This window comes from Gordonibacter pamelaeae (genome assembly GCF_003340385.1).
Lineage (GTDB): Bacteria > Actinomycetota > Coriobacteriia > Coriobacteriales > Eggerthellaceae > Gordonibacter > Gordonibacter pamelaeae.
Map to the genome: position 1 here is coordinate 117,603 of NZ_PPTS01000002.1, position 24,105 is coordinate 141,707.

Below are 24,105 nucleotides of genomic sequence, written 5' to 3' on the forward strand. Positions count from 1 at the left end.
CTACCGGTAGAATAATCCGCGCTGCAAAGCACGGGGTGTTAGCTCAGTTGGTTAGAGCGCCGGCCTGTCACGTCGGAGGTCGCGAGTTCAAGTCTCGTACATCCCGCCATTGGAATCTGGAAAACCCGCCTCGTGCGGGTTTTTTCTTTGAGGCGAAAAGTATGAATTAGGGTATTGCGCGAGAAGGCAACACCCGGTAGAATAACCACCACTGCTTCACGGGGTGTTAGCTCAGTTGGTTAGAGCGCCGGCCTGTCACGTCGGAGGTCGCGAGTTCAAGTCTCGTACATCCCGCCATCAGAATTCGAAGGCTCCGGGCGATTTCGCCCGGAGCCTTTTTGCCGTTATCGACGCCTGGGAGCACCTGCGAACATCCCATCCGGCCGGAGGGATGCTCGTGCCCTGGAATTAGCCCTCTGGGCATATACCTCCGTCCCGCCGCGTACTCTATACTCGGGAAAACGCGCCCGGCGGCGCGCCTGCGTCCGCAACCGATAAAGGAGGGTCCATGGAGGAGAATCCCCGCACCACGTCCGGCGCCGCGCCGGCGGACGACTCTGCCCCCGAGCCGCGGAGGAACGCCGCGCGACCGTCGCGCGACGGCATACCCAGCCGCAGCGACAAGGAGGCTTACGAGGCCTGGCTCAAGCAGCTGAAGGCACCCGACCGCTCGAACTGCCGGGCTTGATAGCCGCCCGCGGCATCGGTCGATGCCGTAAGAGCCCGCTTCGGCCGTATACGGCCGAAGCGGCAAGGGGGCGGGGACGATACCTCGTCCCCGCCCCCTAGCACCATCCCGTCGAGCAGCGCGTCAGGCGCGTTGCTCGATGCGCGTGAGGGTGACGACGCGCAGGCGCTCGTCCGGCGCGCAGGACTCGGCGGAGAGGCTGTCCTCTGGAAGGCCGCTCGGCGCATCCGCCGCGGCGCCGAGCGCGGGCGTATCCGCCCCTGCAGCGTTGTACGCATCCACGCAGGCGTGCAGCAGCACGTCGGGGCGCAAGGAGCCCGTGGGCTTCGCCTCGAGGGCGAACGTGGCCACGGCGCCTGCCAGCTCGATGCCGCCCATGAGGAAGTCGGCTGTGCGCAGCACCTTCTCCTTCTTCTTGCGCACGACGGTTATCTCGTCGGGCACCGGAAGCGCGGCGGGCGCGCACGACAGCAGCGCTCGGTACGTGCTCACCGGGTACGCAACGGAGGCGGCAGGCGCGCCAGGCTCGATGTAGCGGCACTCCTTCGCCATGAGGTCGGGGGCGCTGGCCGCCTGGAGCGCCTCGAGCGCCCGCTCGGGAGCCACGTAGCGCGTGAGCTGCAGGTCGAACACCTCGTGCAGCCCTCCCACGCCCACGGGCAGCGCGGCACCGAAGGCGATCTTCATGTGGGGCGAGAAGCCCTGGCTGATGGCGAACGGCAAGCCGGCGCGCCGCACGGCGCGCTCGAGCGCGCGGGCCACCTCGAGGTGGCTCAGCAGCGCCAGGCGCCCCTGCTTGCAGAATTCCACGCGCAGGCGGAAGTTGCGGGGATCAGCCACGGGGAACCTCCTTCCCGGATGGGGACAAGGGGACGGTTCTCTTGTCCCCTTCGTCTAAGGGGACAAGAGAACCGTCCCCTTGTCCCCCGGCCGCCGTGCGCGGCGCGGCCAGCTCGTTGTCGGCACCGAGCGCAGGGCAGGCCCCGCATGCGGAGCACGAGCCGAACGTGCAGTCCGGCGTCGTGCGCCCCTCGTCGGCCAGGCGGCGCTCCCGCGCGAGGAAGCGCGCGGACACGCCCGTGGATATATGGTCCCACGGCATGACACGGTCGGTCGGGTAGCCCGTCTGCGCAATGGCCTCGGGGTCGATGCCCGCCTCGCCGGCAGCCGCGCGCCACGCCTCGCCGTCGAAGCACTCCGTCCAGGCGTCGAAGCGCGCGCCGCGCCGCCAGGCGGCCTCGACCCACGCCGCCGCCTCGCGGCCCGCACGGCTCATGACCGCCTCCACGAAGCTCGTGGCCGGGTCGTGCCAGTGCACGTCCACGGCCTTGTACTTCACGCTGCGGCGCAGGATGCCCACGCGGCGCAGCGCCTCCTCGGGCGCTATCTGGCCGTCCCACTGGAACGGCGTCTGCGCCTTCGGCACGAAGAGGGCGCACGACACGCTCACGCGCACGTTGCCCCGCTGCTCGGGCGGCACGGCAGCCTTCGCGCGGTCGTAGGCGCGGCTCGCCAGGCTGGCGATGCCCTTGATGTCCTCGTCCGTCTCGGTGGGCAGGCCTATCATGAAGTACAGCTTGACGCGCCGCCATCCGGCCGCAAACGCGGCGTCCAGGGCGCCGAACAGGTCCTCCTCGGTCACGTTCTTGTTGATGACGTCGCGCAGGCGCTGCGTGCCGGCCTCGGGCGCGAACGTGAGGCCGCCCTTCTTCTGGCCCGCCACCAAGCCCGCCATGTCCACGCCGAACGCGTCCAGGCGCTGCGAGGGCACTGATATCCGCACGCCCTTGCCGTCGCACGCGCGGTTGAGGCGCGTGAGGATGTCCGCGATCTGGGAGTGGTCCGTCGACGAGAGCGACGTCAGGCTCACCTCGTCGTAGCCCGTGGCGGCGAGCCCCGCAAGCGTGGACGCCACCACGTTGTCGGCCGAGCGCTCGCGCACGGGGCGGTACATCATGCCCGCCTGGCAGAAGCGGCAGCCGCGGGCGCACCCGCGCAGCACCTCCACGTTCAGGCGGTCGTGCACCACCTCGGTGAACGGCACGATGCACGGCTCCCATCCGGGGCTTTCCGCAAAGCCCTCGAACAGGCGCTTCTCTATGCGCACGGGCAGGCCCTCCTCCACGGGCTCGATCCACGAGCCCGCCTCCTGGGCCACGGACTCCGCACGCCAGCGGTAGAGCGACGGCACGTACCAGCCCGGCTCGTCCGCGAGCGCCCGCAGGATGCCCGCGCGCGGCGCACCCTCGGCGCGCAGGCGGCGGATGAGCGCAAGCGCCTCGGGCACGGCCTCCTCCCCCTCCCCGATGCTGAAGGCGTCGAAGAACGGCGCGTACGGCTCGGGGTTGAACGCGCAGGGGCCGCCGCCCAGCACGAGCGGGTCGCCTTCGGCGCGCTCGTCGGCATGCAGCGCGATGCCGGCCAGATCGAGCGTCTCCAGCACGTTCGTGGCCGCCAGCTCGTGCGGCAGCGTGATGCCCACCACGTCGAACTCGGCCACGGGGGCGCAGCTCTCGATGGAGAACAGCGGCAGGCCCTCGTCGCGCATCGTGTCGCAGAACGCCGGCGCCGGCAGGAACGCGCGCTCGGCGGCCATGCCGTCCGCCGCGTTCACCGCGTTCACGAGTATGCGCACGGCCTGGTTCGCCTGCCCCAGCTCGTAGGTGTCGGGATAGACCATGCAGAAGCGGAAGTCCGCGTCGGGCTTGTACACGCAGCCCCATTCGCGGTTGATGTAGCGCGCGGGACGCTCCGCATCGCCGAGCAGCGCCTCGAGGCGCGGCCAGAGATCCGTCATCGGATTCGACCTTCTTTCGTTGGGAGGCGCGCTAGCGCGCGGAGGGACGCGTGGCCTTGAGGCGCGAGCGCGCGGCATCGGCCACGGAACGCGCCGCGCACCGGGCCGCCGCGGGTGCTTCCACGCCGGCCGCCTGGGCGCCGGCCTGCACGACCGACGAGGCGAACGGCACGGCCGACCCGGCGGCGCTGCGGGCGGCGCCGGCCACCCTCGTCGCGGCCGAGCGCGCGGCACCGGCCACGCGGCCGCCGCCCCGCACGGGCGGCGCGGCGTGGGCGGGCGCGGGCGCAGGCTCGCCGCAGACGGTCTCGCGGGCGTCCTCGGCCAGCTCGACGGCCTTGTCGCGGGCGCGGGCCACCACGCCGGCGAGGCCCGCCAGGCTGCCGCCCTCCTCGAAGTACTCGATGGCGGCGCGGCCCATGGCCTGGGTGCCCGTGTAGCCGATGGCGGCCTTCACTGCCCAGCCGAGCGCGGGCACGAACGCCACCACCTGGCGGGCCACCGAGCGCAGCGCGAACGCGCCGCCCACGACGGCGGCCAGCTCCTTCACGCGCTCCATGCTCATGGGCTCGCCGTACGCGGCGGCTATCTGGAGCAGCATCTTCGCCTGGTTCAGCGTCATGATGGGCATATCGGCGCCCGGGATGAACACCACGAGGCCGATGCCGGCGTTCTGCACGGACGTGGCGTTCACGGCGTCCACGGACAGCGGGCGGCGCACGAACGGGAACGCCAGCGCGAACGCCAAGCGCTTGTCGTGGCACGCGGCGATGACCCACTCGCCCATGCGGCGGTCGAGCGAGGCGGCGGCGCGCTCGTCGAGCACGTAGGGCTCGGCGGCATCCGCAGGCACCGCGCCGTCCGCCCGGGCGGGCAGCAGGCGCCCGCCGCGGCCCGGCGTATCGGGCGCCACCACGTCGGCGTGCGGGATGGGATGGCCTTGCGACTGGGCGATCTCGGCCACGAGCGAGGGCATGGTGGTGGCCACCATGACGGGCACGCCTGCGGCGCGCAGCTCGTCGGCATAGGCTCCCACCTGGTCGGAGAGGCCTGCCACGATGACGGCCATGTCGTCGCCGGCATACGGCGCGAACGGGCGCCCGTCCAGGTACATCAGCGACACCCGCGCATGCGGGCTCGCGCTGGCGAACGCGCCGCGCACCCGCGCGACGACGTCGCCGGGGGCGCTCTCGTCGATGTACACGCTCACCGACAGCGGCGTCTGCCGCGCCTCGTCGATGTTCGTCGCCTCGTCGATGACGGCCTTCACGTCAACGGGTATCTGCATAGCTGCCCTTCTTCCCGGTCGCAGTGTTATGGGCCCACACCGATCCAATGAGCCCCAGCATGATGAAGTTCATTATCGTGCCCGTCGAACCGTAGCTCATGAACGGCAGGGGTATGCCCGTGATAGGCATGAGCCCGCAGGTCATGCCTATGTTCTCAAGTATCTGGAACAGCCACATGCCCACCACGCACATAACGATGAGCAGGCCGAACAAATCGCCGGCCGAGCCGGCTATGCGGAAGCTTACCAAAACGAGCGCCAGGTACAGCCCCAGCAGCACCACTACACCGAAAAACCCGAGTTCCTCGGCCAGCACGCAGAAGATGAAGTCGGTGGGCGCCTCGGGCAGTATGCCCAGCGCATGCTGGGACCCCTGCATGTAGCCCTGGCCGAACAGGCCGCCCGACCCGATGGCTATCTGCGCCTGCTTCAGGTTGTAGCCGTTGCCCGTCGGGTCCATGTCGGGGTCCAGGAACACGAGCAGGCGGGCGCGCTGGTAGTTCTTGAGCAGCTTGTACTCCACCGTGCCGTCGGCGTTGCGCACGGCCAGCACCTCGTCGAGCGCGAACACGCAGGCCACGGCCACGATGCCGGCAGCCAGCGTGACGAGCAGGAACTTCGGCCGCGCCCCACCCACCACGAGCGCCACGGCGCCGATGAACAGGTACACGAGGCCCGTGCCCAGGTCAGGCTGCGTCATGATGCACGCGAACGGGACGAGCATGATGCCGAGCGCCTTGAGGTACTCGCGCACGTCGTCGAGCCGGCCGCCGTAGCGCGCCATGACGCTCGCGTCCAGCAGGATGACGGTGATCTTCGCGAACTCGCCGGGCTGGACCTGCGGGAGCGGGCCCAGCTTGATCCAGGACTGGGAGCCCATGCCCGCGTCGGTGCCGAGGCCCGGGATGTGCGGCAAGAGGATGAGCACCACGTTCACGATGAGGAACAGCGTGGTGAACTCGGACAGACGCCGGTAGTCGAAGCGCCAGAGCACGATCATGACCACGGCGCCCGCCGCCACCAAGGCGGCCTGGCGCGGGAAGCTGTAGTCGGGGTCGCCGTACACGGCCGAGTACACCACCACCAGGCCGTACCCCGCAAGCAGCGCCACCACCACGACGAGCGGCAGGTTGAGCGAGGGGAACCGGCGCGAGCGCGTGGCGTCGACGACGGCCTTGTCGGGCGTCCTCACCGAGTTTATCTGCGGCGGCTGGGCCATGGCTGCCTCCCTTCCTAGTCCGTTCGTCCCGACGAGCCGGACGTCGCCAGCTCCTGCGACTTGCCCGTGGAGCCCGCGACGGCGCCCACGTCCGTGAGCTCGCCCGCATCGGCGTTGAGCGCGGCGGCCAGCACCTCGATACCGAGCGGCGCGCCGACGGCCGAGCCGCCGCCGCCCTGCTCCACCACGCATGCCACGACGTACTTCGGGTCGTCGAAGGGCGCGTAGCAGGCGAACCAGGCGTAGTCCTCCTTGCCGGCAACCTCGCCCGTGCCCGTCTTGCAGGCCACGGTGGCAGGATCGAGCCCGAACTTGTTGAACAGCGCCACGAGCTCGGCGTTGTCGGTGGACACGCCCTTGAGGGCGTCGCGCATGACGGCCAGGTTCTCCGGCTTCACGTCGGGCGTTCCCACGACCTCGGGCTCGAACGACCTCACCACCCCGCCCGAAGAGTTGCGCACCTCCTTCAGCAGGTGCGGTTTCATGAGGTTGCCGGTGGCGATGGCGCCGTAGGCCACGGCCACCTGGATGGGCGTCACGAGCACGTCGCCCTGCCCGATGGCCATGTTCGTGTTGAAGCCGCCCTTCCACACCGCTTCAGTGGGATAGTCGCGGAAATGCTCCGCACGCCATTCCGGCGTGGGTATGCGGCCCACCTCTTCAATGCTGCCCAGGTCGATGCCCGTCTTCTTGCCAAACCCGTACTTCGCGATCTCGTCCTGCATGGCCGTGTCGCTGATGGAGCCGCCCTGGCTCCTGCCAGCCTGGAAGAACTGCTTGCCGATGTCGTAGAACACGACATCGCACGAGTTCACGACGCCCCCGCGGAAGTCGAGCACGCCGTGCCCGCTGTGCTTCCAGCACATCTGCGGCTGGCCGGTGTCGAAGCCGTCCCACGAGCCTCCGCAATCCCAGGTCCTCTTCGTGTCGGCGAACCCGTAGGCAAGCGCCGCGAGGCCGGTAAAAGCCTTGTAGGTAGACGCGGCGGGGTACGTGCCCGAGACGGCGCGATTGAGCATGGGATGGTACGACTCGTCGGTGTTGAACAAGTCCCACGTATCCTGCGATATGGCCCCCGTGAACGTCTCCGGCGAGAACGTGGGGTAGCTCGACAGCGCCACGATGCCGCCGTCGCGCACGTCCATGACCACCACGGCGCCCGCACAGCCCTTGCCCGTGCCGATGACGCCGTCCTTCGGGGCGATGAGCTCCGCGAGGGCGCGGTCGCACACGTACTGCACGGGGGCCTTCACGCACAGGTACACGTCGCTGCCGCGCTCGGGCTGCGTCTCGCTCGCCACCTCCACCACGTTGCCCTCGGCGTCGGCCACGACGGTGCGCTGGCCGTGGTCCCCCGCCAGCAGGTTGTCGTAGACGCTCTCGACGCCCGCGCGGCCCACCGTGTCGCCCAGCTCGATCTCGCGCCCGTCGGGGATGGCGGCCAGGTCGTCGGCCGTCACGGACCCGGTGTAGCCCACCGCGTGCGCCGCAAGGGCGCCGAAGGGGTAGTCGCGCACGGTGCGCGTCTGCACGGCCACGCCGGGGAACGCGTCGGCATGCTCCGAGATGAAGGCCACGTCGCGCAGGCGCACGTCGCTCGCCACCACGCGCTGGCTCTGCGCGCCGCTCGTGGCGTCCTGGATGCGCTGGCGCACCACGTTGTACGGTACCCCCAGCACGGTGGACAGGCGCTGCACCACGTCGCGGTCGTTCGCCACCTCGGCGTCCGCCAGCACGGTGAGCGACGAGCGGTTCTTCACGATGGCCACGCCGTCGGCGTCGTAGATGTAGCCGCGCGGGGCGGGCGTGGGCACGACGGTGAACTTGTTCTTCTGGGCCGCGCTGGAGTACGACTCCGAGGCCAGCACCTGCATGCTCCAGAGCTTCGCGCCAAGCGACCCGAAGATGGCCGCCGTCAGCACGCCCATGGCGAGGAAGCGGGACTTCAGCCCCTCGGAGGCCGCCTTGGAGGCCGGCTGCGACGAGTTCACGCGCGGCGCGGCGCCGCCGCCCGCGCGCTTGCCCGCGCCGCCCAGCGTCGAGGACACGCCCACGTTGCCCACCGAGCGCACGTCCTTCTTCTGGCCGGCGTAGGGGGTCTTCGTGCGGCTGCGCACGACGAACACCGCGACGATGACGGCGATGGCCGCCACGAGCGTGACGGCGGCTGCGATGAGGGCGGCGATCACGGGCGGCCTCCCTAGCGCAAGCGCGGCGTGCCGGGTTGGGCCGGCGCGGCGCCCGCAAGGACGCGCGCGGCAAGCGGGTAGAGCACGAGGCCTATCACGCAGTCGTAGAGCGCGCACGGCAGCGCGCGGTACAGGAACACGTCGAGGGCGCTGGCATCGAAGCCGAGCGCCAGCAGGAACGCGGCGTAGAGCGCCTCCACGAGCACCGTGGCCGCCACGAAGATGACGAGCGGCATGAACAGCGTGTCGTTGTCGAGCACGGCGAACGCCCGCGCGGCCAAGAACGTCATGAGCACCAGCAGGAAGGCCATGGCCCCCACCGGGCCGCCGGACACCAGGTCGAACACGAGGCCCAGGACGAACGGCATCACCGGGCCGGCCGCCATCGGGCGCACGATGGCCACGAGCAGCGCGTAGGCCACCACGAAGTTCGGCATGGCGCCGAACAGGGCGATGTTCGGGGCCACGACGACTTGGAGGAGCACCGCGACCACGGCGCCCACCGCAACCGCTATGCCGTCGCGCGTCACGTTCACGATTCACCGCCTCCTTCGCCGTCGCCGTCTTCGCCCGCCGTGTCGCCGCCTGCCGCGCCGGAGCCGTCGGTGCCGGCCTGCGGCGTCGATGCGAGCGCGCCCTCGGAGTTCAGGCCGCGCACCACCAGCACCTCGGAGAGCGACGCGGCCGTGTCGTTGGGCTTCACCACGATGCGGCCCGTGGCGTTGCCCGCCGCGGCGTCCACCCGCACCACCGTGCCGATGATGAGGCCGCGCACGTAGCTGCCGCCCAGCCCCGAGGTCACGATCACGTCGCCCACCACGGGCCAGTTGGCCTCGTCCACGTTCTCCAGGTACAACAGGCCCTCGAGCGAGCCGCGCACGATGCCCTCGCCGCGGTTCGACTGGATGATGGCCGCTGCGCCGGAATTCTGGTCGGTGAGCAGCCGCACCTCGCAGGTGCGGGCGTCGGTGCTCTTCACCTGGCCCACGACGCCGGTCGCGCCCATGACGGTCATGCCGCTCTCCACGCCGTCGTCGCGGCCCACGTCCAGGGTCACGGTCTGGTTGTACGCCTCCACGCTCTTGCCCACGATGCGCGCGGCCACGCCGTCGATGTCATAGGATTTCTTGAGGTCGAGCAGGCCCTCCAGGCGCTCGGCCTCCTGCTTGTACTCGTCGGCCTCGGCGAGGCGGCGGCGCAGCTCCTCGTTGCTCTCGCGCAAACCGGAGAGCGTCGACTCGTCGGCCGTGAGGTTCTCCACCCCCTCGCCTACCGAGGACGCGCCCGCGCCGGCGGCGGCGCCGACGAACTTGAAGGGCCCGACCGCTACGGCCACGGCGCCCTGTACGGCGTGCAGCGGCCCGTCCTCGCCCTCGCGCGCGTACAACGTGGCGAGGGCCAGGGATATCACGAGCAATACGACGAGCAGCACCCGCTTCGCCGATGCCGATCCGCTCTGTTGGAAGTTGAGGGCCATGCGGTGAGGGGCGCTGCCTTACTTCGACCGCATGAGCGTCTGCTTGAGCGCCGTGGGCGTCTCGAGCACCTTCAGGCATCCGGTGACGACGTTCGTGAGCGCCGTCTCGCTCACCCACACCGGGATCTCCAGCTTGTCGGTGAGGTAGCGATCCAGCCCGGACAGGAGGCCGCCGCCGCCCGTGAGCAGGATGCCGTTCTGTATGATGTCGGACGCGAGGTCCGGGTTCGTCTTCTTGAACGTTTCCTTGATGTGCACGACCATCTCCTCGCAGGGGCCGATGAGCGCGGCGCGCACGTCCTCGGACTGGATGGTCACCTCCTTCGGCTGCTCGGTGATGACGTCCTGGCCCGAGATGATCATGTCGCGCTCGCGGCCGTCCTCGAACGGCAGGATGGAGCCGATCTTGATCTTGATGATCTCGGCCGTGCGCTCGCCGATCTTGATGCCCAGGAGGTCGCGCAGGTGCATGGCGATGGCCTCGTCCATGCGGTTGCCGGCCAGGCGCAGCGACGACGAGGTGACGATGCCGCCGAGCGAGATGACGGCCACCTCCGTGGTGCCGCCGCCGATGTCCACCACCATGGAGCCCGTGGGCTCGGTGACGGGCAGGTCGGCGCCCATGGCCGCGGCCATGGGCTCCTCGATGAGGTAGGCCTGGCGCGCACCGGCCTGGATGGCGGCCTCGAACACCGCGCGCTTCTCCACCGAGGTGGCGCCGCACGGGATGCAGATGACGATACGGGGCTTCGCCTGCCACGGGTACTTGCGCACGGCGGCCTTGTTGATGAACGCCGAGAGCATGGCCTCCGTCACGTCGTAGTCGGCGATGACGCCGTCCTTGAGCGGATGCTCGGCCGAGAACGCCTCGGGCGTGTGGTTGATCATGTTCTTCGCCTCATGGCCCACCGCGAGCACCCGGTGCGTGCTCTTCTCGATGGCGACGACGGAGGGCTCGTTGATGACGATGCCCTCGCCCGTGATGGCGACCAGTGTATTGGCAGTCCCGAGGTCGATGGCCATGTCCGTAGACATTTGGCCGGTCAGCCCGGAGAACGCGTCTAAAAAGGACATAGAGGCAAACCCCTTGAATTCTCGTATTCCAAGTAAAAACGCATTCTAGCACAGGCGTTGCCCCGGCGTTGAAAATCCACGAGGGGCACACCCCGCCCGGCGGGCGGGGAGCGTGACAAAAGAGCGTGACAAAAGGACGGGGATAATGTCACATCCGCACCCGAGGGGCACGAGCCCCCTTCGCCGTGCGATAATGCCTTCCACACCGTCGACCTCGTTCGGATGACAGGAGGGGACATGACGCATGCAGCTCGTCGAGAATCTGGAAGCGGAGTGCATCACGTCACGATGCGCGGAGCCGGCCGCCGCAGAATATTCGAAGATGACCGCGACCGACGATACTTCGTCGAAGGGCTTCGCGAGCTCGTGGAAAAAGATCGCGTCGAATTGCTCGCTTGGTGTCTCATGGACAACCATGTCCACATGCTGGCAAAAGCGGATCTGCTCCACTTATCGAAGGGCCTGCACCGCCTCGCCACCTCATACGCCCTGTTCTTCAACGGCAGGCACGGCCACGTGGGACCCGTCTTCCAGGACCGTTTCGGCAGCCTCCCCGTTGAAACGGACGAGCACCTTCTCATGGCAATGCGCTACATCCACCTCAACCCCCTCGACCTGGGAGCGGCCTTCCCCGGAGATTACCGCTGGAGCAGCTACGGACAGTACGCCGGCAAACCGGGCTTGTGCGATACGTCGACCGTGCTCGATCTCCTTGGCGGAAGGGGCTCGTTCGTCGAGTTCTGCGATCCAGGTCATGGGCGCGAGGATCTGGTCAGCTTCAGCGCAAAAGGGCCCCGCATAAGCGACGCCGAGGCCAAGCATCTGGCCGAGACCTGCTACGGGGCCGATTTCTCAGACCGATTGGTCGCGCTCGACAAAAGCGAGCGCGACCGCGCCCTGAGGAGACTCAAGGCGCTTGGGCTCTCTATTCGGCAGATAGAAAGGCTGACCGGCATCGGGCGCGGTATCATCATGCGCGCATGAGGCGCTCGCCGCGCCGGCAAGCCCTTCGATGTGACATTACCCCCGTCCTTTTGTCACACCCACCCCGTCCCGCTAGTGGACGCTGCAGGACAGGCAGGGGTCGTAGGCGCGCACGAGCTTCTCGATCTCCAGGCGCACGGCGTCCTCTTCGGCGCCTTCGGCCACGAGCTGCTCGGCGAGCACGCGCATGTCGGCCTCGAGGTTCGCCACGTTCTGGGCCGTGGGCGTCATGATGGAGGCATGCACCACCCGTCCCTCGCCGTCCAGCTCCAGGTCGTGGAACAGCGCGCCGCGCGGGGCCTCGGTGAAGCCCACGCCGCGGCCGGCCCGCACCTCGAAGCCCACCGGCTCGCTCGAGCCCTCCACGGCGCCCGGCTCGGCCAGCGCGCGGCAGATGCCCGCGCAGCGGTCGAGCGCGTCGACCAGCTCCACGGCCTGGGCCACGTTGTTCATGAAGGGGTTGCGCTCGGGCGGGCGCAGCCCGGCCTTGGCGGCGGCCACCTTGGCGTTCTGCCCCAGATGCTGCCACGAGGCGTTGATGCGGGCGAGCGCGCCCGTGAAGAAGGGCGACCCCGTCTCCCTCACGCGCGCCAGCAGCGCGGCGGAATGCGGCACGGCGTACTCCTCCAGGTGCGCGCCCACGTCGTTCGCGTCGAACTCGATGCCGGCGTCCAGGAAGCGCGCCGTGTCGGAGCACTCCACCGGGTAGTAGTCGGGCTCCACCATGGCCAGCATGTCGCCGGCCGTGGCGATGCGCGGCACCGGGAAGCCGGCGAACAGGTCCACGGCCGCGGCCGCGAACGCCGCGAACGAGTCCATCTTGTCGGCCAGGGCGCGGTACTCCCCCGCCCCTATCTCGTGGGTGAAGCCGCCCACCACCGCCGTGATGGGGTGGATGGACCGGCCGCCCACGGCCGTGCACAGCTCGTTGCCGAGCGCCTTCAGGCCGAGCGCCCCCTCGAACAGCGCCGGGTCGCTCTCGGCCAGCGGGAACACGCTCTTCTGCCCCACGAAGTCGGGCGCTGCCAGCACGAACAGGTGCGTGGCGTGGTTCTGCAGGTACGACCCGTACACCAGAAGCTCGCGCAGGGCCCGGGTGCGGGGCGTGACCTGCACCCCGAAGATGCGCTCGATGGCCTTGAGGTCGGTGACCACGTGGCTGGCCGAGCAGATGCCGCAGATGCGCGAGGAGATGTAGGACACCTCGCGCCAGCTGCGGCCGCGCACCATGCTCTCGAACAGGCGCGCCGGCTCCACCACGTTCATCTCCACGGTCTTCACGGCGCCGTCCTCGATGACCACGTGCACGTTGCCTTGGCCCTCCACCCGTGCGATATGGTCCACGTGTATGGCGGTTTTCGTCATGGAAGCTCCCTACTCGCTCGCCGCTAGGGCGGGATTCACCTGGTTGAACATCTCCAGCGCCTTGTCGAAGTCAGCCACCGGCACGCCGTAGCGCTCGCACGCCTCGCGCGCCGAGGGCAGGTTCGCGTCGGGCGACAGCCCGCGGCACCCGTTGCAGGGCCTCCCCAGGTTCACGCAGCGCGCGCCGCACCCGGCCCGCGTCACCAGACCCAGGCACAGCTGCTGCTTGCCGAAGAAGCAGCTCGTCTCGTTGCGCTTGCAGTCGCCGCACATCGTGCGCGTGGGCACGGCCTTGTTCGAGCCGTAGAGCGCACGCTGGAGCACGTCGATGAAATCGAGGGAGTCCACCGGGCACGTGCGCACCTCGAAGTCGACGTCGATGACGGACCCCACGGGCTGCGGCGCAACCATGTCGCCGCAGGCCTCGGGCACGAGGTCGTACACCTGGCCCGGCCGCTCGGAGAAGCCCGCCGCCGCCATGCCGGGTATGCCGGCCGTGGTGGCGCAGGCGCCGATGGCGATGACGGCGCCGGCGCGCTCGCGCAGCTGCCGCACGGTCTCCTCCGCCTCCACGGTGGTCACCGCGCCCTCGATGACGGCGACGTCGAAGGCGTCGGGCATCGGCTCGCTCGAGGTGAGCTGCCAGTAGCGCAGGTCGATCTGGCCGAGCACGTCCAGCAGGTGCTCCTCGACGTTCGTGATCTGCAGCTGGCAGCCGAAGCAGCTGGCCAGGCCGACCACCACGACGCGGGGAGGCTGCGGTTTCTCTTGGCAGGCTATGCAGTATCCGCTCATATCACATCGACCCCTGAATGTTCTTCGCTTCCCAGTAGTTGAACACGGGCCCGTCGATGCATACGTACTGGTGCCCGATCTGGCAGTGGCCGCACTTGCCCATGCCGCACTTCATATGGCGCTCGAAGCTCACGTAGATACGGTCGTAGCTGATGCCCTTCTTGCGCATCTCGTCGATGGCGAACCGGTACATCACCGGTGGCCCGCACAGCGCCCCGAACGTGTTGGGCGCGTCGATCTCCAGATGCTCGAACGGCTTCGTGACCAGGCCAACCTCTCCATCCCACGTATCGTCGGGATGGTCGACGGTCAGGTAGAGGTCGAAGTCCTTGCGGTGGCGCCACATCTCGAACTGCTGGCGGAACATCACCTCCGAGGGGTTCTTCGACCCGTAGATGATGGTGACCTTGCCGAACTCGGAGCGCTCGTCGTGGATGTTGTTGATGAGCGAGCGCAGCGGCGCGATGCCCAAGCCGCCCGCCACCAGCAGGATGTCGTGGCCCTTCATGTCCTCGATGGGGAACCCGCGCCCGAACGGGCCGCGCAGCCCCACGACGTCGCCGCACTGCATCTCGTGCAGCACCTTGGTGAACGCGCCGGCGCGGCGCACGCACAGCTCGATGAAGCCGCGCTTCGTGGGCGAGCTGGAGATGGAGATGGGCGCCTCGCCCACGCCGAAGATGGAGACCTCGACGAACTGGCCGGGCTCGTGGGAGAACGCGTCGCGGATGCGGTCGTCGATGAGCCGGAACTCGAACAGCTTCTCCGTCGCCGTCACGTCGATGATGGACGTGATGCGGGCCGGCCAAGGCCGATACGGGTTGGCGGCCATCATCTCCTCGCCGGTGAGCGGTGCGGGCCCGCCCTCCAGCGGATGCACCTGAACCGTGGAAACCGCGCAGCTACTCGGCATCGCAGGCCCCCTTCCTCTCGAAGAACTCCAGCACCTCGATGGGGTTGATGTTCGCCTTGCACGCCGTCACGCAGCGCCCGCAGCCCACGCAGAGCATGCGGTCGTGGTTGGCCAGGAAGCCGTTGAGCTTGTGGTACATGCGGTGCCGGACGCGGTTGCGCCCGTCGGCGCGGAAGTTGTGCCCGCCGGCCACCTGGGCGAACTGCGGCGAGGTGCACGAATCCCACGTGCGCTCGCGCACGCCGGTGCGCCCGTCGGGGTCGAGCGTGTCCTGGATGTCGAAGCAGAAGCACGTGGGGCACACGGCCGAGCACGCCGTGCAGGCCAGGCAACGGCCCCCGAGCTCCTCCCAGTACGGGTCCTTGTGGAACGCGTCCATGAGCATGGCCACGTCCTGGATGTCGGGGATGTCGCCGTTGAACGCCTCCTGGCGCCGCCTCGTCGCATGGCGGAACTCGATGCGGTCCTCGTCGGTGGCCACGCGCGGGCTGCACGCCGCCTCCAGGATGTTCGCCGCCTCCACGCTGGAGATGCTCACGAGGTACTTGCCGCCGATATCCTGCAGGAACAGGTCGTAGCCGAAACGGGCCTCGTCGGCGCCCCAGAGGTGGCAGAAGCACGTGTCGGTGGGCATGCAGCTCACGCCCACCACGAGCGTGGCCGCCCGGCGCGCCACGTAGTAGGGGTCGGGGTAGCGGCCGTCGCGAAACACGAGGTCGAGCCGGTTCAGCGCGTTGATGTCGCAGGCATGGGCGCCGAAGATGACGCGGGGCGTGATCTCGGCGGCGAAGGACGCCACCTCCTCCGCGCGGGCATCGAAGGGAAACAGCGTCTCGGTGGGCGGCAGGAAGTACTTCTTGGGCGATGAGACGGTCGTGTCGTAACCCAGCTCTATGTCGTGATAAGATTCCACGGCCTCGAACACGTAGCTCCGGTCGCGCTTGACCGGAGCTACCACTTCATAGGATTCCATGAAAGCCGACACGAGCGAGGGAAGTTCTGAGGCATCGATGACGCGATAGAGCATGCTCTCGTCCTTTTCTCGTCTGGTGACCTGCTAATGCGTAACAGAATACCCGCCCAGCGGACCAGCCGCGAGAACTATTCGAAGAAGATGCCGATTTCTCGCTCGGCGGACTCGGGGCTGTCGGAGCCGTGGATAACATTCTCGTCCATGATGAGGCCGAAGTCGCCGCGGATCGTGCCGGGGGCCGCCTCCGCCGGGTTCGTGGCGCCCATGAGCGAGCGGCACTTCGCCACCGCGCCCTCGCCGGACACGACCATCTTCACCACGGGGCCGCTGGTGATGTAGGAGATGAGGCCCTCGTAGAACGGCTTGCCCTCGTGCTCGGCGTAGTTGGCCTTGGCCTGCTCGTCGGTGACCATGCCCAGCTCCATGCGCTCGACGGTGAGGCCCGCGCGCTCGAAGCGGTTGACGATCTCGCCGATGTGGCCGTTGCGCACGCCGTCGGGCTTGATCATGGTGTAGGTCTTCTGCACTGCCATGTGGTTCCCTTTCTCTCTTTTATACAGACATGAAGAAAGTGCGCGCACGCGCGCGCACTTTCGGTGAACCCGGTTAGTTCTGGCTCGGGAAGTAGAGCTCGACGCTCGACACCTTCCAGCCGATCATATCGCGCACGAGCGACACCTTGTACTGCACGTCGCCGCCCTGCTCGGTCTTGGCCGTCACGTACACCGTGGAATCGCTCATGGACTTGTCCACGCCGTCGATGGCGGGGTTCGCGTCGGCCACGAGCGGCTCGACCATGGTCTTGGCCTTATCGGCATCGACCTCCTTGGCGAACACGGTGGAAGACGCGGCCTCGGGGTTGGCGAACAGCTCCTTGACCACGGTCTCCTGCGTCGGGTAGCCCCAGCCCTGCGTGTACAGGAACACGGCCGCGCCGAACGCCACCACCACCAGAAGCACGATGGCCACGAGCACCTTCAGCCCCACGTTGCGGCGCTTGCGGTCCTGCTTGGCCAGGCCCTTCGACCATTTCTCCAGCTCTTCGTCGCTTGCGTTGAAGAAGTGGTCGCCCGCCTCGGTGCCGGAGTACGCCTGCTCGCCGTAGGCGTCGGCGTAGTAGTACGGGTCCTGCTGGCCGTAGGCGTAGGCGCCCTCGTCGGCGTACATGGGGGCGCCGTCGGCCGCCACGTCCAGGCCGGACAGGTCGCCGGCAGAGGCCACGGCGGGCATGACCTGCGTGATCTCGGAAGTGCCCTGGGCCACGGCCGCGATGGCGCGCTGGTAGTCCACGCTCGCGGAGTCGGAGAGGTAGTACGTCTTGTCGGCGATGGACTGCTCGAAGGCGTTCACGGCCTTCTGCATCTGGCCGCACGCCACGTAGGCCTGCCCGAGGTTGGCATAGAGCTTGTTCTTCGTGTCGGGCTGCATGCCGAACTGCAGCGCGCTCTCGTAGGAAGCCACGGCGTCGGCCGGACGGTCGAGCGCCATGAAGCACACGCCCAGGTTCAGCAGCGCCTTCGTGGGGTCGGGGTTGCCCTCGTCGAGCGCCGCCTCGCGGAACGCCACGCCCGCCTCGGCGGACTTGCCCAGCTTCAGCAGCGCGTTGCCCATGCCGGTGTAGGCCTTGTACGGCGTGTCGTACTTGGCGTCTGACACGGCTATCTCGAAGTGCTTGACCGCGTCCTCGTAGTCGTGCAGCGCCGCGTAGGCCATCCCTAAGTTGTAGTTCACCGCGCCGCACGCGTCGTAGGCCGCGTCGGCCGTGGCCTGCGTGTAGGCATGGATGGCCTCGTTGCAGTCCTTGAGCTTGACGAGGCAGTTCCCTATCTGGTGGTAGAGCAGCCCCATCTCGCCCGGCGCGAGCGGGTGGCTTCCATCCTGCAAGCACTGCGTGAACGCCTGGAGGGCGCCTGCATAGTCCTTCGCGGCATAGGCCGCGCGGGCTTGCTGGAATAGGTCGTTGTTCATCTGCTTCCTTACGTTTGGTCGAGGGCGCCCGGCTGGCGGGCGCCCTGATGCGCTATTCGGCGGCGTTCTCGATCTCCACGTGCTCGATCACATCGCCCACGCGCAGGCTGCCGATGACGTCCAGGCCCTCGATCGTGTCGCCGAACACCGTGTAGCCCGAGTCGAGCATGGGCTGGGCGCCCAGGCAGAAGTAGAACTGCGAGCCGGCGGAGTTCGGGTCCTGCGAGCGGGCCATGGCCAGCGTGCCGTCGTTGTGCTCGTTGTGCGGGTTCGTGGTGTACTCCTCCTTGATGGAGTAGCCCGGGCCGCCCGTGCCCAGACGGGAGCGGGGGCTCTTCGTCACGTTCACGACCTCCTCGGAGGACAGCTCGCGCGTGTTCGGGCAGCCGCCCTGGATCACGAAGCCCGGCACGTAGCGGTGGAACTTCAGGTCGTCGTAGAAGCCCTTGCGCGCCAGCTCCACGAAGTTGCCCACGTGGATGGGGGCGTCCTTGCCCTTGAGCTGCACGCGGATCGTGCCCTTCGACGTGGTGATGACCGCGATCTCGTCGCCGGTCGGCTGGTATTCGGGCGTGTACTGCGCCATGGTGGCTCCTTTTCCTTGCTTGCATACGTCGCGTCGCGCCCCGGCCGGAGCCGGTTGCGCCGCGTGGGCGAATTACCACATACGATTGGGAATTTTAGCAGGTAACGCCCGGCCCAGGTGAAAAATCGTATAACATTCACGCGCCTGTGGACGGGGCGTTTGAAAGGGCTGAAAGGGTTCGGAAGGCGCGCCGCACGTGGCCGCCCCCGCAAAACCGCGCGGCAGCCCCTCGGGGCGGGCGCGCCCGGGAGCGGCGCCCCCTCGACGCGGGCGGAAGCGTCATTCCCGCTCGAACAGGCTCGCCACCTCCACATGGTGCGTCTGGGGGAACAGGTCCACGGGTTGCGCGCGCGCCAGGCGGTAGCCGTTTTGCTCGAAGCGGGCCACATCGCGCGCCCAGGTGGCGGGGTTGCAGCTCACGTAGGCCACGCGCGCGGGAGCCGCCTCGGCGATGCTCTCCGCCACGCCGTCGGCGAGGCCGGCGCGCGGCGGGTCCACCACGAGCGCGTCCAGCCCGCCCAGCTCGGGCAGCTCGCGGGCGGCGTCGCCGCCCACCACCTCGATGTCCACGCCGTTCATCTCGGCGTTGCGGCGCAGGTCGCGCACCGACGACCCGGCGGCCTCGATGGCGATGACGTCGGCCCCGGCACGGGCCAGCGGCACGGAGAACGTGCCGCCGCCGGCGTACAGGTCGGCCACGAGCAGCCCGTCCAGGCCCTCGGGGCCCTCCTCGCCCATCCGGCCGCCCAGGCCCTCCACGACCTCCGCTGCCAGCTTCTCGGCCTGCGCGGTGTTCACCTGGAAAAACGACGGTGCGCTGGTCAGGAAGCGCGCATCGGCCAGCTCCTCGCCCCAGCAGCCCTTGCCGTCGAGGGTCTCCACTCCCTTTATCTTGCGCGCGCGCCCGGGGTCGGCCAGCACGCGCACGATGCTCGTGGCCTTGAGCGCGCTCTTGAGTGTCTTCGCCACATGCGCGCGGGGGAACGCGCCGGGCTTGGTCCACAGCGCGATCTCGGTCTCGCGCGTGCGCACGCTGTGCCGCACGCCCACCCGGAAGATCCCCAGGTCGGCCGAGCCCTGCGCGAAGCGCAGCGCGCCGCGCAGGGCCTTCGGCGCCTTGGCCACGGCATCGTGGGCGAGCGGGCAGACCGCCGGCGTGGCTATCTCGTGCGTGCCCTCGCGATGGAAGCCCAGCAGGAACTCGCCGTTCTCCGCGCGCGCGGCTCCCAGCTCAAGCTTGTTGCGGTAGCCCCACTGCCGCTTGCTCGGCAGGCAGGGGCGCACGAGGTCCTCGGCGCGCACGGCTTCGAGGCGCGCCGTGTGCACGAGCGCGCCGACGACGTTGGCGCGCTTCGCCTCCAGCTGGGCCTCGTAGGACAGGTGCTGCCACGGGCAGCCGCCGCAGGCGTCCCCGTGCGGGCAGCGCGGCTCCGCGCGCAGGGGCGAGGGCTCCTCGACCGCCACGATGCGCGCCCGCGCGAACGAGGCCTTCTCCTCCACCACCTCCACGCGCACCGCGTCGCCGGGGGCGCCGCCCGCCACGAACACCGTCTTGCCGCTCGCCAAGCGCCCCACGGCCTCGGCCCCGTTACCCATGCGCTCGATGCGCAGCGTCTCTTCCATGAATTTGGATTTCCTTAGCTTTGATCGACGTTTTTCACCATCATAGCGTATAATCTGCCGTCGTGCCCTTGTAGCTCAGGGGATAGAGCGTCTGCCTCCGGAGCAGAAAGCCGCAGGTTCGAATCCTGTCAAGGGCACCAGCGAGAAACGCCGAGGCCGGGCCATTGCGCCCGGCCTCTTCTATTCGTCGGGCGGTCCCGCCTGCGCGCCCCTTCGGTCCCGCCCGCGCGCCCTACTCGATGTCCGAGAGTATCTCGCCCGGCTCGTCGCCGGCGTCGAGGAAGATCTTGCGGGTGACGAAGTTCCACACCATGACCACGGCGGTGGCGAATATCTTCACGATCAGGTAATGCACGCCCAAAAGCTCCACGCCCGCCCACATGCAGAGGTTGTTGATGGCAAGGCCGATCACCGACAGCACCACGAAGATGACGAACTCGCGGCGGCGGCTCATGCCCTCCTTGTGCCTGAATACGTAGCGCATGGAAGCCACGTAGTTGAACACCACGGACACGGTGAACGAGACGGTGGCGCTCACCAGGTAGTTCACGCCGAACGCCTCGGTCAGGAGCGCCAGGAGGCCGTAGTCGATCGCGAAGGCGATAACGCCCACCACGCCGAACTTCATGATCTGGGCAATGAGCTTCTTCACGTTCGCGCCTCCCCGCCGCCGGCCGCTCGCCGGCCGGGCCTCAGCGCCCGTTGCGACGCTTCTCCAAAAACCCGTCTATTGTGGCATAAACGCGGCGAATATCAAGGGGCTTGCTCAAGTGGCCGTCCATCCCGCTCTCCGCGCTGCGCTCCTCGTCTTCGGTGAAGGCGTTGGCCGTCATGGCCAGAATGGCCACGGTGGAGGCGTCCGGGCGGTCCATGGCCCGGATGGCGCGCGCCGCACCGTAGCCGTCCAGCTCGGGCATCTGCACGTCCATGAGCACGAGGTCGAAATGGCCCGCGTCGGAGGCCGCGAACGCCTCCACCGCCTCGCGGCCCGTGGAGGCCGTCTCGACGCTCGCGCCCGCCATGGTCATGAGCTCCACGGCTATCTCCTGGTTCAGGGCGTTGTCCTCGGCCACGAGGATGTGCGCGCCCGCGAAGTCGTGCGCGTCCGGATGGAGGGCGACGGGCGCGGCGGCCTCCTCGGCCTCCGGCTCGTCGACGACGGCAGGCTCCCCCGTCGCGCGGCCGAGGGGCACGTCCACCGCGAACGACGAGCCGTGGCCCACGACGCTGGCCACGCGGATGCGCCCGCCCATAAGCTCCACGAAGCGCTTCGTGATGGCCAGCCCCAGCCCCGTGCCCCCGTGCTTGCGCGCCACGGAGGCGTCGCCCTGCTCGAACGAGGCGAAGATCTTGTCCAGGTGCTCGGGCTCGATGCCGCAGCCCGTGTCGTCGACCGCGAACCGCAGCCAGACGCATCCGTCCTCCGCGTCCGCGAGCCGCTCGATGCGCAGCGTGACGCTCCCGCCCTCGGGAGTGAACTTGAACGCGTTGCCCATGAGGTTGTAGACCACCTGGTTGAGCCGCAGCGGATCGCCCACCACATGGCCGGGCACCTCGCCCTCCACCACGGTGTCGAAGGCGACGTTGCGCTCGGATGCCTGCGTGCGGAACACGGCCGCCAGCGACCCGATGAACGTGGACAGGTCGAACGGCTCGTTCTTTATCTCCACCTTGCCGCTCTCGATCTTGCTCATGTCGAGGATGTCGTTGATGAGCGACAGCAGGTGCTCGGAGGACAGCGTCACCTTCTCCAGGCACGTGCGCACCTTGCCGTCGTCGCCGATGCTCTCCAGGGCGATGGCCGTCATGCCCATGATGCCGTTCATGGGCGTGCGTATCTCGTGCGACATGCGCGACAGGAACTCGGTCTTGGCCAGGCTCGCCTGCTGGGCCTCGGCGAACGCGCGCTCGGCGCGGTCCTTCTCCTCGGCCAGCAGGCGCGTGTTGCGCCTGGCCATCCGGTAGTAGAGGAGGAATACCAACAGTACGAAAAGCAGCACGGCCGCGCCCACGATGGCGGCGTTCGCGGCGATAGTGCCGCTGAGGTCGCCGATGTCGCCCTCGATGACGCTGTAGGGCATGACGGTGCACAGGTACCATTCCGCATGTCCGAGCGGATAGAAGTACAGGTACTCGCTGCGGCCGTCGAACACGATGGGCACGTTGACGGTGCCGCCGCTCGCGAGGACCGAGCGGATCCTCTCCTCCTCGCTACTGCCCCCGACGAAGGAGCCCCGCTCGTCTATCAGGGCGAACAGGCTCTCGCCCGAATCCAGCCCGCTGTTGCGGTCGCTCACCACGCACATGCCGTCGCGGTCTATCATGATGGAGCGCGAGAAGCCGTCGAACAGCGTGAGGTTGAGGCGGTCGCCCACGCCCAGGGAGCTGAACCCGCAGACGGCGGCCACGATCGTGTCGTCGCCGCAGCGCAGCGGCTCGATGTCGTCCACCAGCACGATCTTGTCGTCGTACAGCACGACCCGACGCCCCTGCGCATCGTAGTACGCGGGCAGCTCGCCGCCGTCCCCGTCGCAGGGACGCACCTCGCCGTCTGCGGAGACGAACTCGCCGGAGGCGGTCCGCACGGCGAGAAAGGCGTAGTCGTCGTTGCCTGCCTGGGCCTGCAGGTAGTCCACCGTCTGCTCCCGGCTTTCGGGAGCGGCCATCTCCAACCCGCTCGCCACCGTCTCGAGCTGGCTGAACTTGTTCTCCACGCCCGTATCGAAGTGGAAGACCAGCTGCTTGCTCAGCTCGCCCAGATACACTTCGCTCACGTTCGCGATGACGTCGTCGGTGGCCTTGCGCGTGGAGATGATGGTGTAGGCCAGCAGCAGCGCCACGGCCACGGCCACCGCCACCACAGCCACCGCCGCGCGCCTGCGCCCGTGCGACCCGAAATGCACGCTCATGCTGAAAGCCTCACCCATCTTCATCGTCGGAACCCCGGGCATTCTACCATCGCCCCGACGGTCGCCCTCCCCCGCCGTCCTACCGCTTGGCAACGGCTTCCTGACGGCCGGCCGGGAGGGGCGACCGGGACGAGGCCTCCCCCCGCGCGGATTCGCAGCGAAACGCCCCGCGACGGCTGGCGCGCGGGAGGTCTTTCGGGTAGGATAGGTGCATTCGAGAATCGAGGAGCGAAACGTGCAAGAGACGAAGGACGTGCAGGCCGGGGCGCCGCGCACCCAGAACGTGCCCGAGCAGGGCAGCGTGGCCGTGCTCATCCCCTGCTACAACGAGGCCGTGACCATCGGCAAGGTGGTGGACGACTTCCGCCGGGTGCTGCCGGAGGCCACCGTGTACGTCTACGACAACAACTCCTCGGACGGCACGGGGGAGATCGCGCGCGAGCACGGGGCCGTGGTGCGCTGCGAGCGGCGCCAGGGCAAGGGCAACGTCGTGCGCCAGATGATGCGCGACATCGACGCGGACTACTACCTCATGGTGGACGGCGACGACACCTACCCGGCCGAGGCCGCGCCGGAGCTCCTCGCCCCCCTCGTGGCCGACGAGGCCGACATGGTGGTGGGCGACCGCCTCTCCAACGGCACCTACGGCGAGGAGAACGACCGCGCCTTCCACGGCTTCGGCAACGACCTCGTGCGCGTGCTCATCAAGTGGATCTACGGCTTCGAGTTCTCCGACGTCATGACCGGCTACCGCGCCTACAACGCCGTGTTCGCCAAGACCATGCCGGTGCTCAGCCCCGGCTTCGAGATAGAGACGGAGCTCTCCATCCACGCGGTGGACAAGCGCTGGCGCATCGCCGAGGTGCCGATCGACTACCGCGACAGGCCCGAGGGCTCGGAGAGCAAGCTCGACACGTTCTCCGACGGGTGCAAGGTGCTGCTCATGATCCTGTCGCTGTTCAAGGACTACCGGCCGCTGGCGCTGTTTTCCTGGGTGTCGCTTCTGTTCTGCGTGCTGGGGCTCGTGGCGGGCGTGCCCGTGATCGCGGAGTTCCTGGCGACGGGCCTCGTGCCGAAGCTGCCCTCCGCGCTCCTGGCCGTGGCGCTCGTGTTCATCGGCATCTTGAGCTTCACCTGCGGACTCATTCTGGACACCGTGGTGAAGGGCACCCGCAAGCAGTACGAGCTGCAGGTGACCGAGGCGTACCGCGAGCACGGGCGCCGTTAGGCGGGCGGCGCGCACGCGCGTTCCGCGAA

The 24,105-nt window shown here is 68.6% G+C and carries 21 protein-coding genes and 3 tRNA genes; 6 read left to right on the top strand and 18 right to left on the bottom strand.

The genetic code is table 11. The annotated features are described in order from the left end of the window. The first annotated feature begins 32 nt into the window (after positions 1–32). From C1877_RS03090 to C1877_RS03100, 3 genes are all read left to right on the top strand, one after another. Positions 33–109: transfer RNA gene (locus tag C1877_RS03090), tRNA-Asp, on the top strand. A 111-nt stretch (positions 110–220) separates the two neighbouring features. Further along, a tRNA-Asp gene (locus C1877_RS03095) sits at positions 221–297 on the top strand. A gap of 211 nt (positions 298–508) precedes the next feature. Next, positions 509–688, top strand: coding sequence for a hypothetical protein (locus C1877_RS03100; RefSeq protein WP_015539893.1), 180 nt, complete (start codon positions 509–511; stop codon positions 686–688). 123 nt (positions 689–811) lie between these two features. Here the strand turns inward: C1877_RS03100 and C1877_RS03105 are convergent, their stop codons facing one another. Genes C1877_RS03105 through mreB form a run of 8 tightly spaced genes read right to left on the bottom strand, consistent with a single transcriptional unit; the run spans position 812 to position 10,732 of the window. After that, on the bottom strand, positions 812–1,528 hold the full coding sequence (locus tag C1877_RS03105) for a TIGR03936 family radical SAM-associated protein (protein ID WP_114568349.1): 717 nt from the start codon (positions 1,526–1,528) through the stop codon (positions 812–814). Then, positions 1,521–3,485: a TIGR03960 family B12-binding radical SAM protein gene (locus tag C1877_RS03110; protein ID WP_114568350.1), complete on the bottom strand. Its 1,965-nt coding sequence runs from the start codon at positions 3,483–3,485 to the stop codon at positions 1,521–1,523. The genes C1877_RS03105 and C1877_RS03110 overlap by 8 nt, the downstream gene beginning before the upstream one ends. Before the next feature lie 31 nt (positions 3,486–3,516). After that, entirely contained in the window at positions 3,517–4,773 is a 1,257-nt protein-coding gene (locus tag C1877_RS03115) for a YcjF family protein (RefSeq protein WP_114568351.1), read from the bottom strand. Beyond that, positions 4,757–5,992: a rod shape-determining protein RodA gene (gene rodA, locus C1877_RS03120; RefSeq protein ID WP_015539892.1), complete on the bottom strand. Its 1,236-nt coding sequence runs from the start codon at positions 5,990–5,992 to the stop codon at positions 4,757–4,759. The genes C1877_RS03115 and rodA overlap by 17 nt, the downstream gene beginning before the upstream one ends. A 14-nt stretch (positions 5,993–6,006) precedes the next feature. Next, a complete protein-coding gene (gene mrdA / locus C1877_RS03125) occupies positions 6,007–8,181 on the bottom strand; it encodes a penicillin-binding protein 2 (RefSeq protein ID WP_114568352.1) in 2,175 nt (724 codons plus the stop codon). 11 nt (positions 8,182–8,192) lie between these two features. After that, on the bottom strand, positions 8,193–8,717 hold the full coding sequence (mreD, locus tag C1877_RS03130) for a rod shape-determining protein MreD (RefSeq protein WP_114568353.1): 525 nt from the start codon (positions 8,715–8,717) through the stop codon (positions 8,193–8,195). After that, the gene (gene mreC / locus C1877_RS03135) at positions 8,714–9,658 is read right to left on the bottom strand and encodes a rod shape-determining protein MreC (RefSeq protein ID WP_114568354.1); all 945 of its coding nucleotides are present in this window, start codon (positions 9,656–9,658) and stop codon (positions 8,714–8,716) included. The genes mreD and mreC overlap by 4 nt, the downstream gene beginning before the upstream one ends. An 18-nt stretch (positions 9,659–9,676) precedes the next feature. Then, complete coding sequence (gene mreB, locus C1877_RS03140; protein WP_114568355.1) at positions 9,677–10,732, bottom strand: rod shape-determining protein; 1,056 nt, start codon at positions 10,730–10,732, stop codon at positions 9,677–9,679. 237 nt (positions 10,733–10,969) lie between these two features. Here mreB and C1877_RS03145 point away from each other — a divergent pair, with 237 nt between their 5' ends. Next, positions 10,970–11,716, top strand: coding sequence for a transposase (locus C1877_RS03145; protein WP_041239492.1), 747 nt, complete (start codon positions 10,970–10,972; stop codon positions 11,714–11,716). A gap of 72 nt (positions 11,717–11,788) precedes the next feature. Here the strand turns inward: C1877_RS03145 and C1877_RS03150 are convergent, their stop codons facing one another. The 8 genes from C1877_RS03150 to rlmD all read right to left on the bottom strand — a co-directional run bounded on the left by C1877_RS03150 (position 11,789) and on the right by rlmD (position 19,939). Continuing rightward, positions 11,789–13,081 carry a Ni/Fe hydrogenase subunit alpha gene (locus tag C1877_RS03150; RefSeq protein WP_114568356.1) on the bottom strand — a complete coding sequence of 431 codons (1,293 nt, stop codon included), beginning with the start codon at positions 13,079–13,081 and terminating at the stop codon, positions 11,789–11,791. Between the two features lie 9 nt (positions 13,082–13,090). Continuing rightward, positions 13,091–13,876 (bottom strand): NADH-quinone oxidoreductase subunit B family protein, encoded by a 786-nt coding sequence (locus tag C1877_RS03155; protein WP_015539889.1) that lies wholly within the window; start codon positions 13,874–13,876, stop codon positions 13,091–13,093. Position 13,877: 1 nt separating this feature from the next. Beyond that, entirely contained in the window at positions 13,878–14,789 is a 912-nt protein-coding gene (locus tag C1877_RS03160) for an FAD/NAD(P)-binding protein (RefSeq protein ID WP_041239489.1), read from the bottom strand. Then, positions 14,779–15,816 (bottom strand): 4Fe-4S dicluster domain-containing protein, encoded by a 1,038-nt coding sequence (locus C1877_RS03165; protein WP_015539888.1) that lies wholly within the window; start codon positions 15,814–15,816, stop codon positions 14,779–14,781. The genes C1877_RS03160 and C1877_RS03165 overlap by 11 nt, the downstream gene beginning before the upstream one ends. A gap of 74 nt (positions 15,817–15,890) precedes the next feature. Next, entirely contained in the window at positions 15,891–16,295 is a 405-nt protein-coding gene (gene ndk, locus C1877_RS03170) for a nucleoside-diphosphate kinase (RefSeq protein ID WP_015539887.1), read from the bottom strand. 73 nt (positions 16,296–16,368) lie between these two features. Continuing rightward, positions 16,369–17,730, bottom strand: a complete 1,362-nt coding sequence (locus C1877_RS03175) for a tetratricopeptide repeat protein (RefSeq protein WP_096228296.1) — start codon at positions 17,728–17,730, stop codon at positions 16,369–16,371. 52 nt (positions 17,731–17,782) lie between these two features. Beyond that, positions 17,783–18,316 carry a peptidylprolyl isomerase gene (locus C1877_RS03180; RefSeq protein ID WP_015539885.1) on the bottom strand — a complete coding sequence of 178 codons (534 nt, stop codon included), beginning with the start codon at positions 18,314–18,316 and terminating at the stop codon, positions 17,783–17,785. A gap of 279 nt (positions 18,317–18,595) precedes the next feature. Beyond that, the gene (gene rlmD, locus C1877_RS03185) at positions 18,596–19,939 is read right to left on the bottom strand and encodes a 23S rRNA (uracil(1939)-C(5))-methyltransferase RlmD (RefSeq protein ID WP_114568357.1); all 1,344 of its coding nucleotides are present in this window, start codon (positions 19,937–19,939) and stop codon (positions 18,596–18,598) included. Positions 19,940–20,003: 64 nt separating this feature from the next. Between rlmD and C1877_RS03190 the strand changes: the two genes are divergently transcribed. Continuing rightward, a tRNA-Arg gene (locus C1877_RS03190) sits at positions 20,004–20,079 on the top strand. Between the two features lie 92 nt (positions 20,080–20,171). Here C1877_RS03190 and C1877_RS03195 read toward each other — a convergent pair. Beyond that, positions 20,172–20,591 carry a GtrA family protein gene (locus tag C1877_RS03195; protein WP_041239465.1) on the bottom strand — a complete coding sequence of 140 codons (420 nt, stop codon included), beginning with the start codon at positions 20,589–20,591 and terminating at the stop codon, positions 20,172–20,174. Positions 20,592–20,631: 40 nt separating this feature from the next. Continuing rightward, positions 20,632–22,848, bottom strand: coding sequence for an ATP-binding protein (locus tag C1877_RS03200; protein ID WP_227154111.1), 2,217 nt, complete (start codon positions 22,846–22,848; stop codon positions 20,632–20,634). 235 nt (positions 22,849–23,083) lie between these two features. Here C1877_RS03200 and C1877_RS03205 point away from each other — a divergent pair, with 235 nt between their 5' ends. Then, the gene (locus tag C1877_RS03205; protein ID WP_302319552.1) at positions 23,084–24,076 is read left to right on the top strand and encodes a glycosyltransferase family 2 protein; all 993 of its coding nucleotides are present in this window, start codon (positions 23,084–23,086) and stop codon (positions 24,074–24,076) included. Positions 24,077–24,105 lie beyond the last annotated feature (29 nt).

Excerpts from the sequence above, each read along its gene's own strand:
- C1877_RS03100 (WP_015539893.1), top strand. The coding sequence starts at position 509 with ATGGAGGAGAATCCCCGCACCACGTCCGGCGCCGCGCCGGCGGACGAC.
- C1877_RS03110 (WP_114568350.1), bottom strand. The coding sequence starts at position 3,485 with ATGACGGATCTCTGGCCGCGCCTCGAGGCGCTGCTCGGCGATGCGGAG.
- C1877_RS03115 (WP_114568351.1), bottom strand. The coding sequence starts at position 4,773 with ATGCAGATACCCGTTGACGTGAAGGCCGTCATCGACGAGGCGACGAAC.
- rodA (WP_015539892.1), bottom strand. The coding sequence starts at position 5,992 with ATGGCCCAGCCGCCGCAGATAAACTCGGTGAGGACGCCCGACAAGGCC.
- mreC (WP_114568354.1), bottom strand. The coding sequence starts at position 9,658 with ATGGCCCTCAACTTCCAACAGAGCGGATCGGCATCGGCGAAGCGGGTG.
- mreB (WP_114568355.1), bottom strand. The coding sequence starts at position 10,732 with ATGTCCTTTTTAGACGCGTTCTCCGGGCTGACCGGCCAAATGTCTACG.
- C1877_RS03145 (WP_041239492.1), top strand. The coding sequence starts at position 10,970 with ATGACGCATGCAGCTCGTCGAGAATCTGGAAGCGGAGTGCATCACGTC.
- C1877_RS03150 (WP_114568356.1), bottom strand. The coding sequence starts at position 13,081 with ATGACGAAAACCGCCATACACGTGGACCATATCGCACGGGTGGAGGGC.
- C1877_RS03155 (WP_015539889.1), bottom strand. The coding sequence starts at position 13,876 with ATGAGCGGATACTGCATAGCCTGCCAAGAGAAACCGCAGCCTCCCCGC.
- C1877_RS03160 (WP_041239489.1), bottom strand. The coding sequence starts at position 14,789 with ATGCCGAGTAGCTGCGCGGTTTCCACGGTTCAGGTGCATCCGCTGGAG.
- C1877_RS03165 (WP_015539888.1), bottom strand. The coding sequence starts at position 15,816 with ATGCTCTATCGCGTCATCGATGCCTCAGAACTTCCCTCGCTCGTGTCG.
- ndk (WP_015539887.1), bottom strand. The coding sequence starts at position 16,295 with ATGGCAGTGCAGAAGACCTACACCATGATCAAGCCCGACGGCGTGCGC.
- C1877_RS03175 (WP_096228296.1), bottom strand. The coding sequence starts at position 17,730 with ATGAACAACGACCTATTCCAGCAAGCCCGCGCGGCCTATGCCGCGAAG.
- C1877_RS03180 (WP_015539885.1), bottom strand. The coding sequence starts at position 18,316 with ATGGCGCAGTACACGCCCGAATACCAGCCGACCGGCGACGAGATCGCG.
- rlmD (WP_114568357.1), bottom strand. The coding sequence starts at position 19,939 with ATGGAAGAGACGCTGCGCATCGAGCGCATGGGTAACGGGGCCGAGGCC.
- C1877_RS03200 (WP_227154111.1), bottom strand. The coding sequence starts at position 22,848 with ATGAGCGTGCATTTCGGGTCGCACGGGCGCAGGCGCGCGGCGGTGGCT.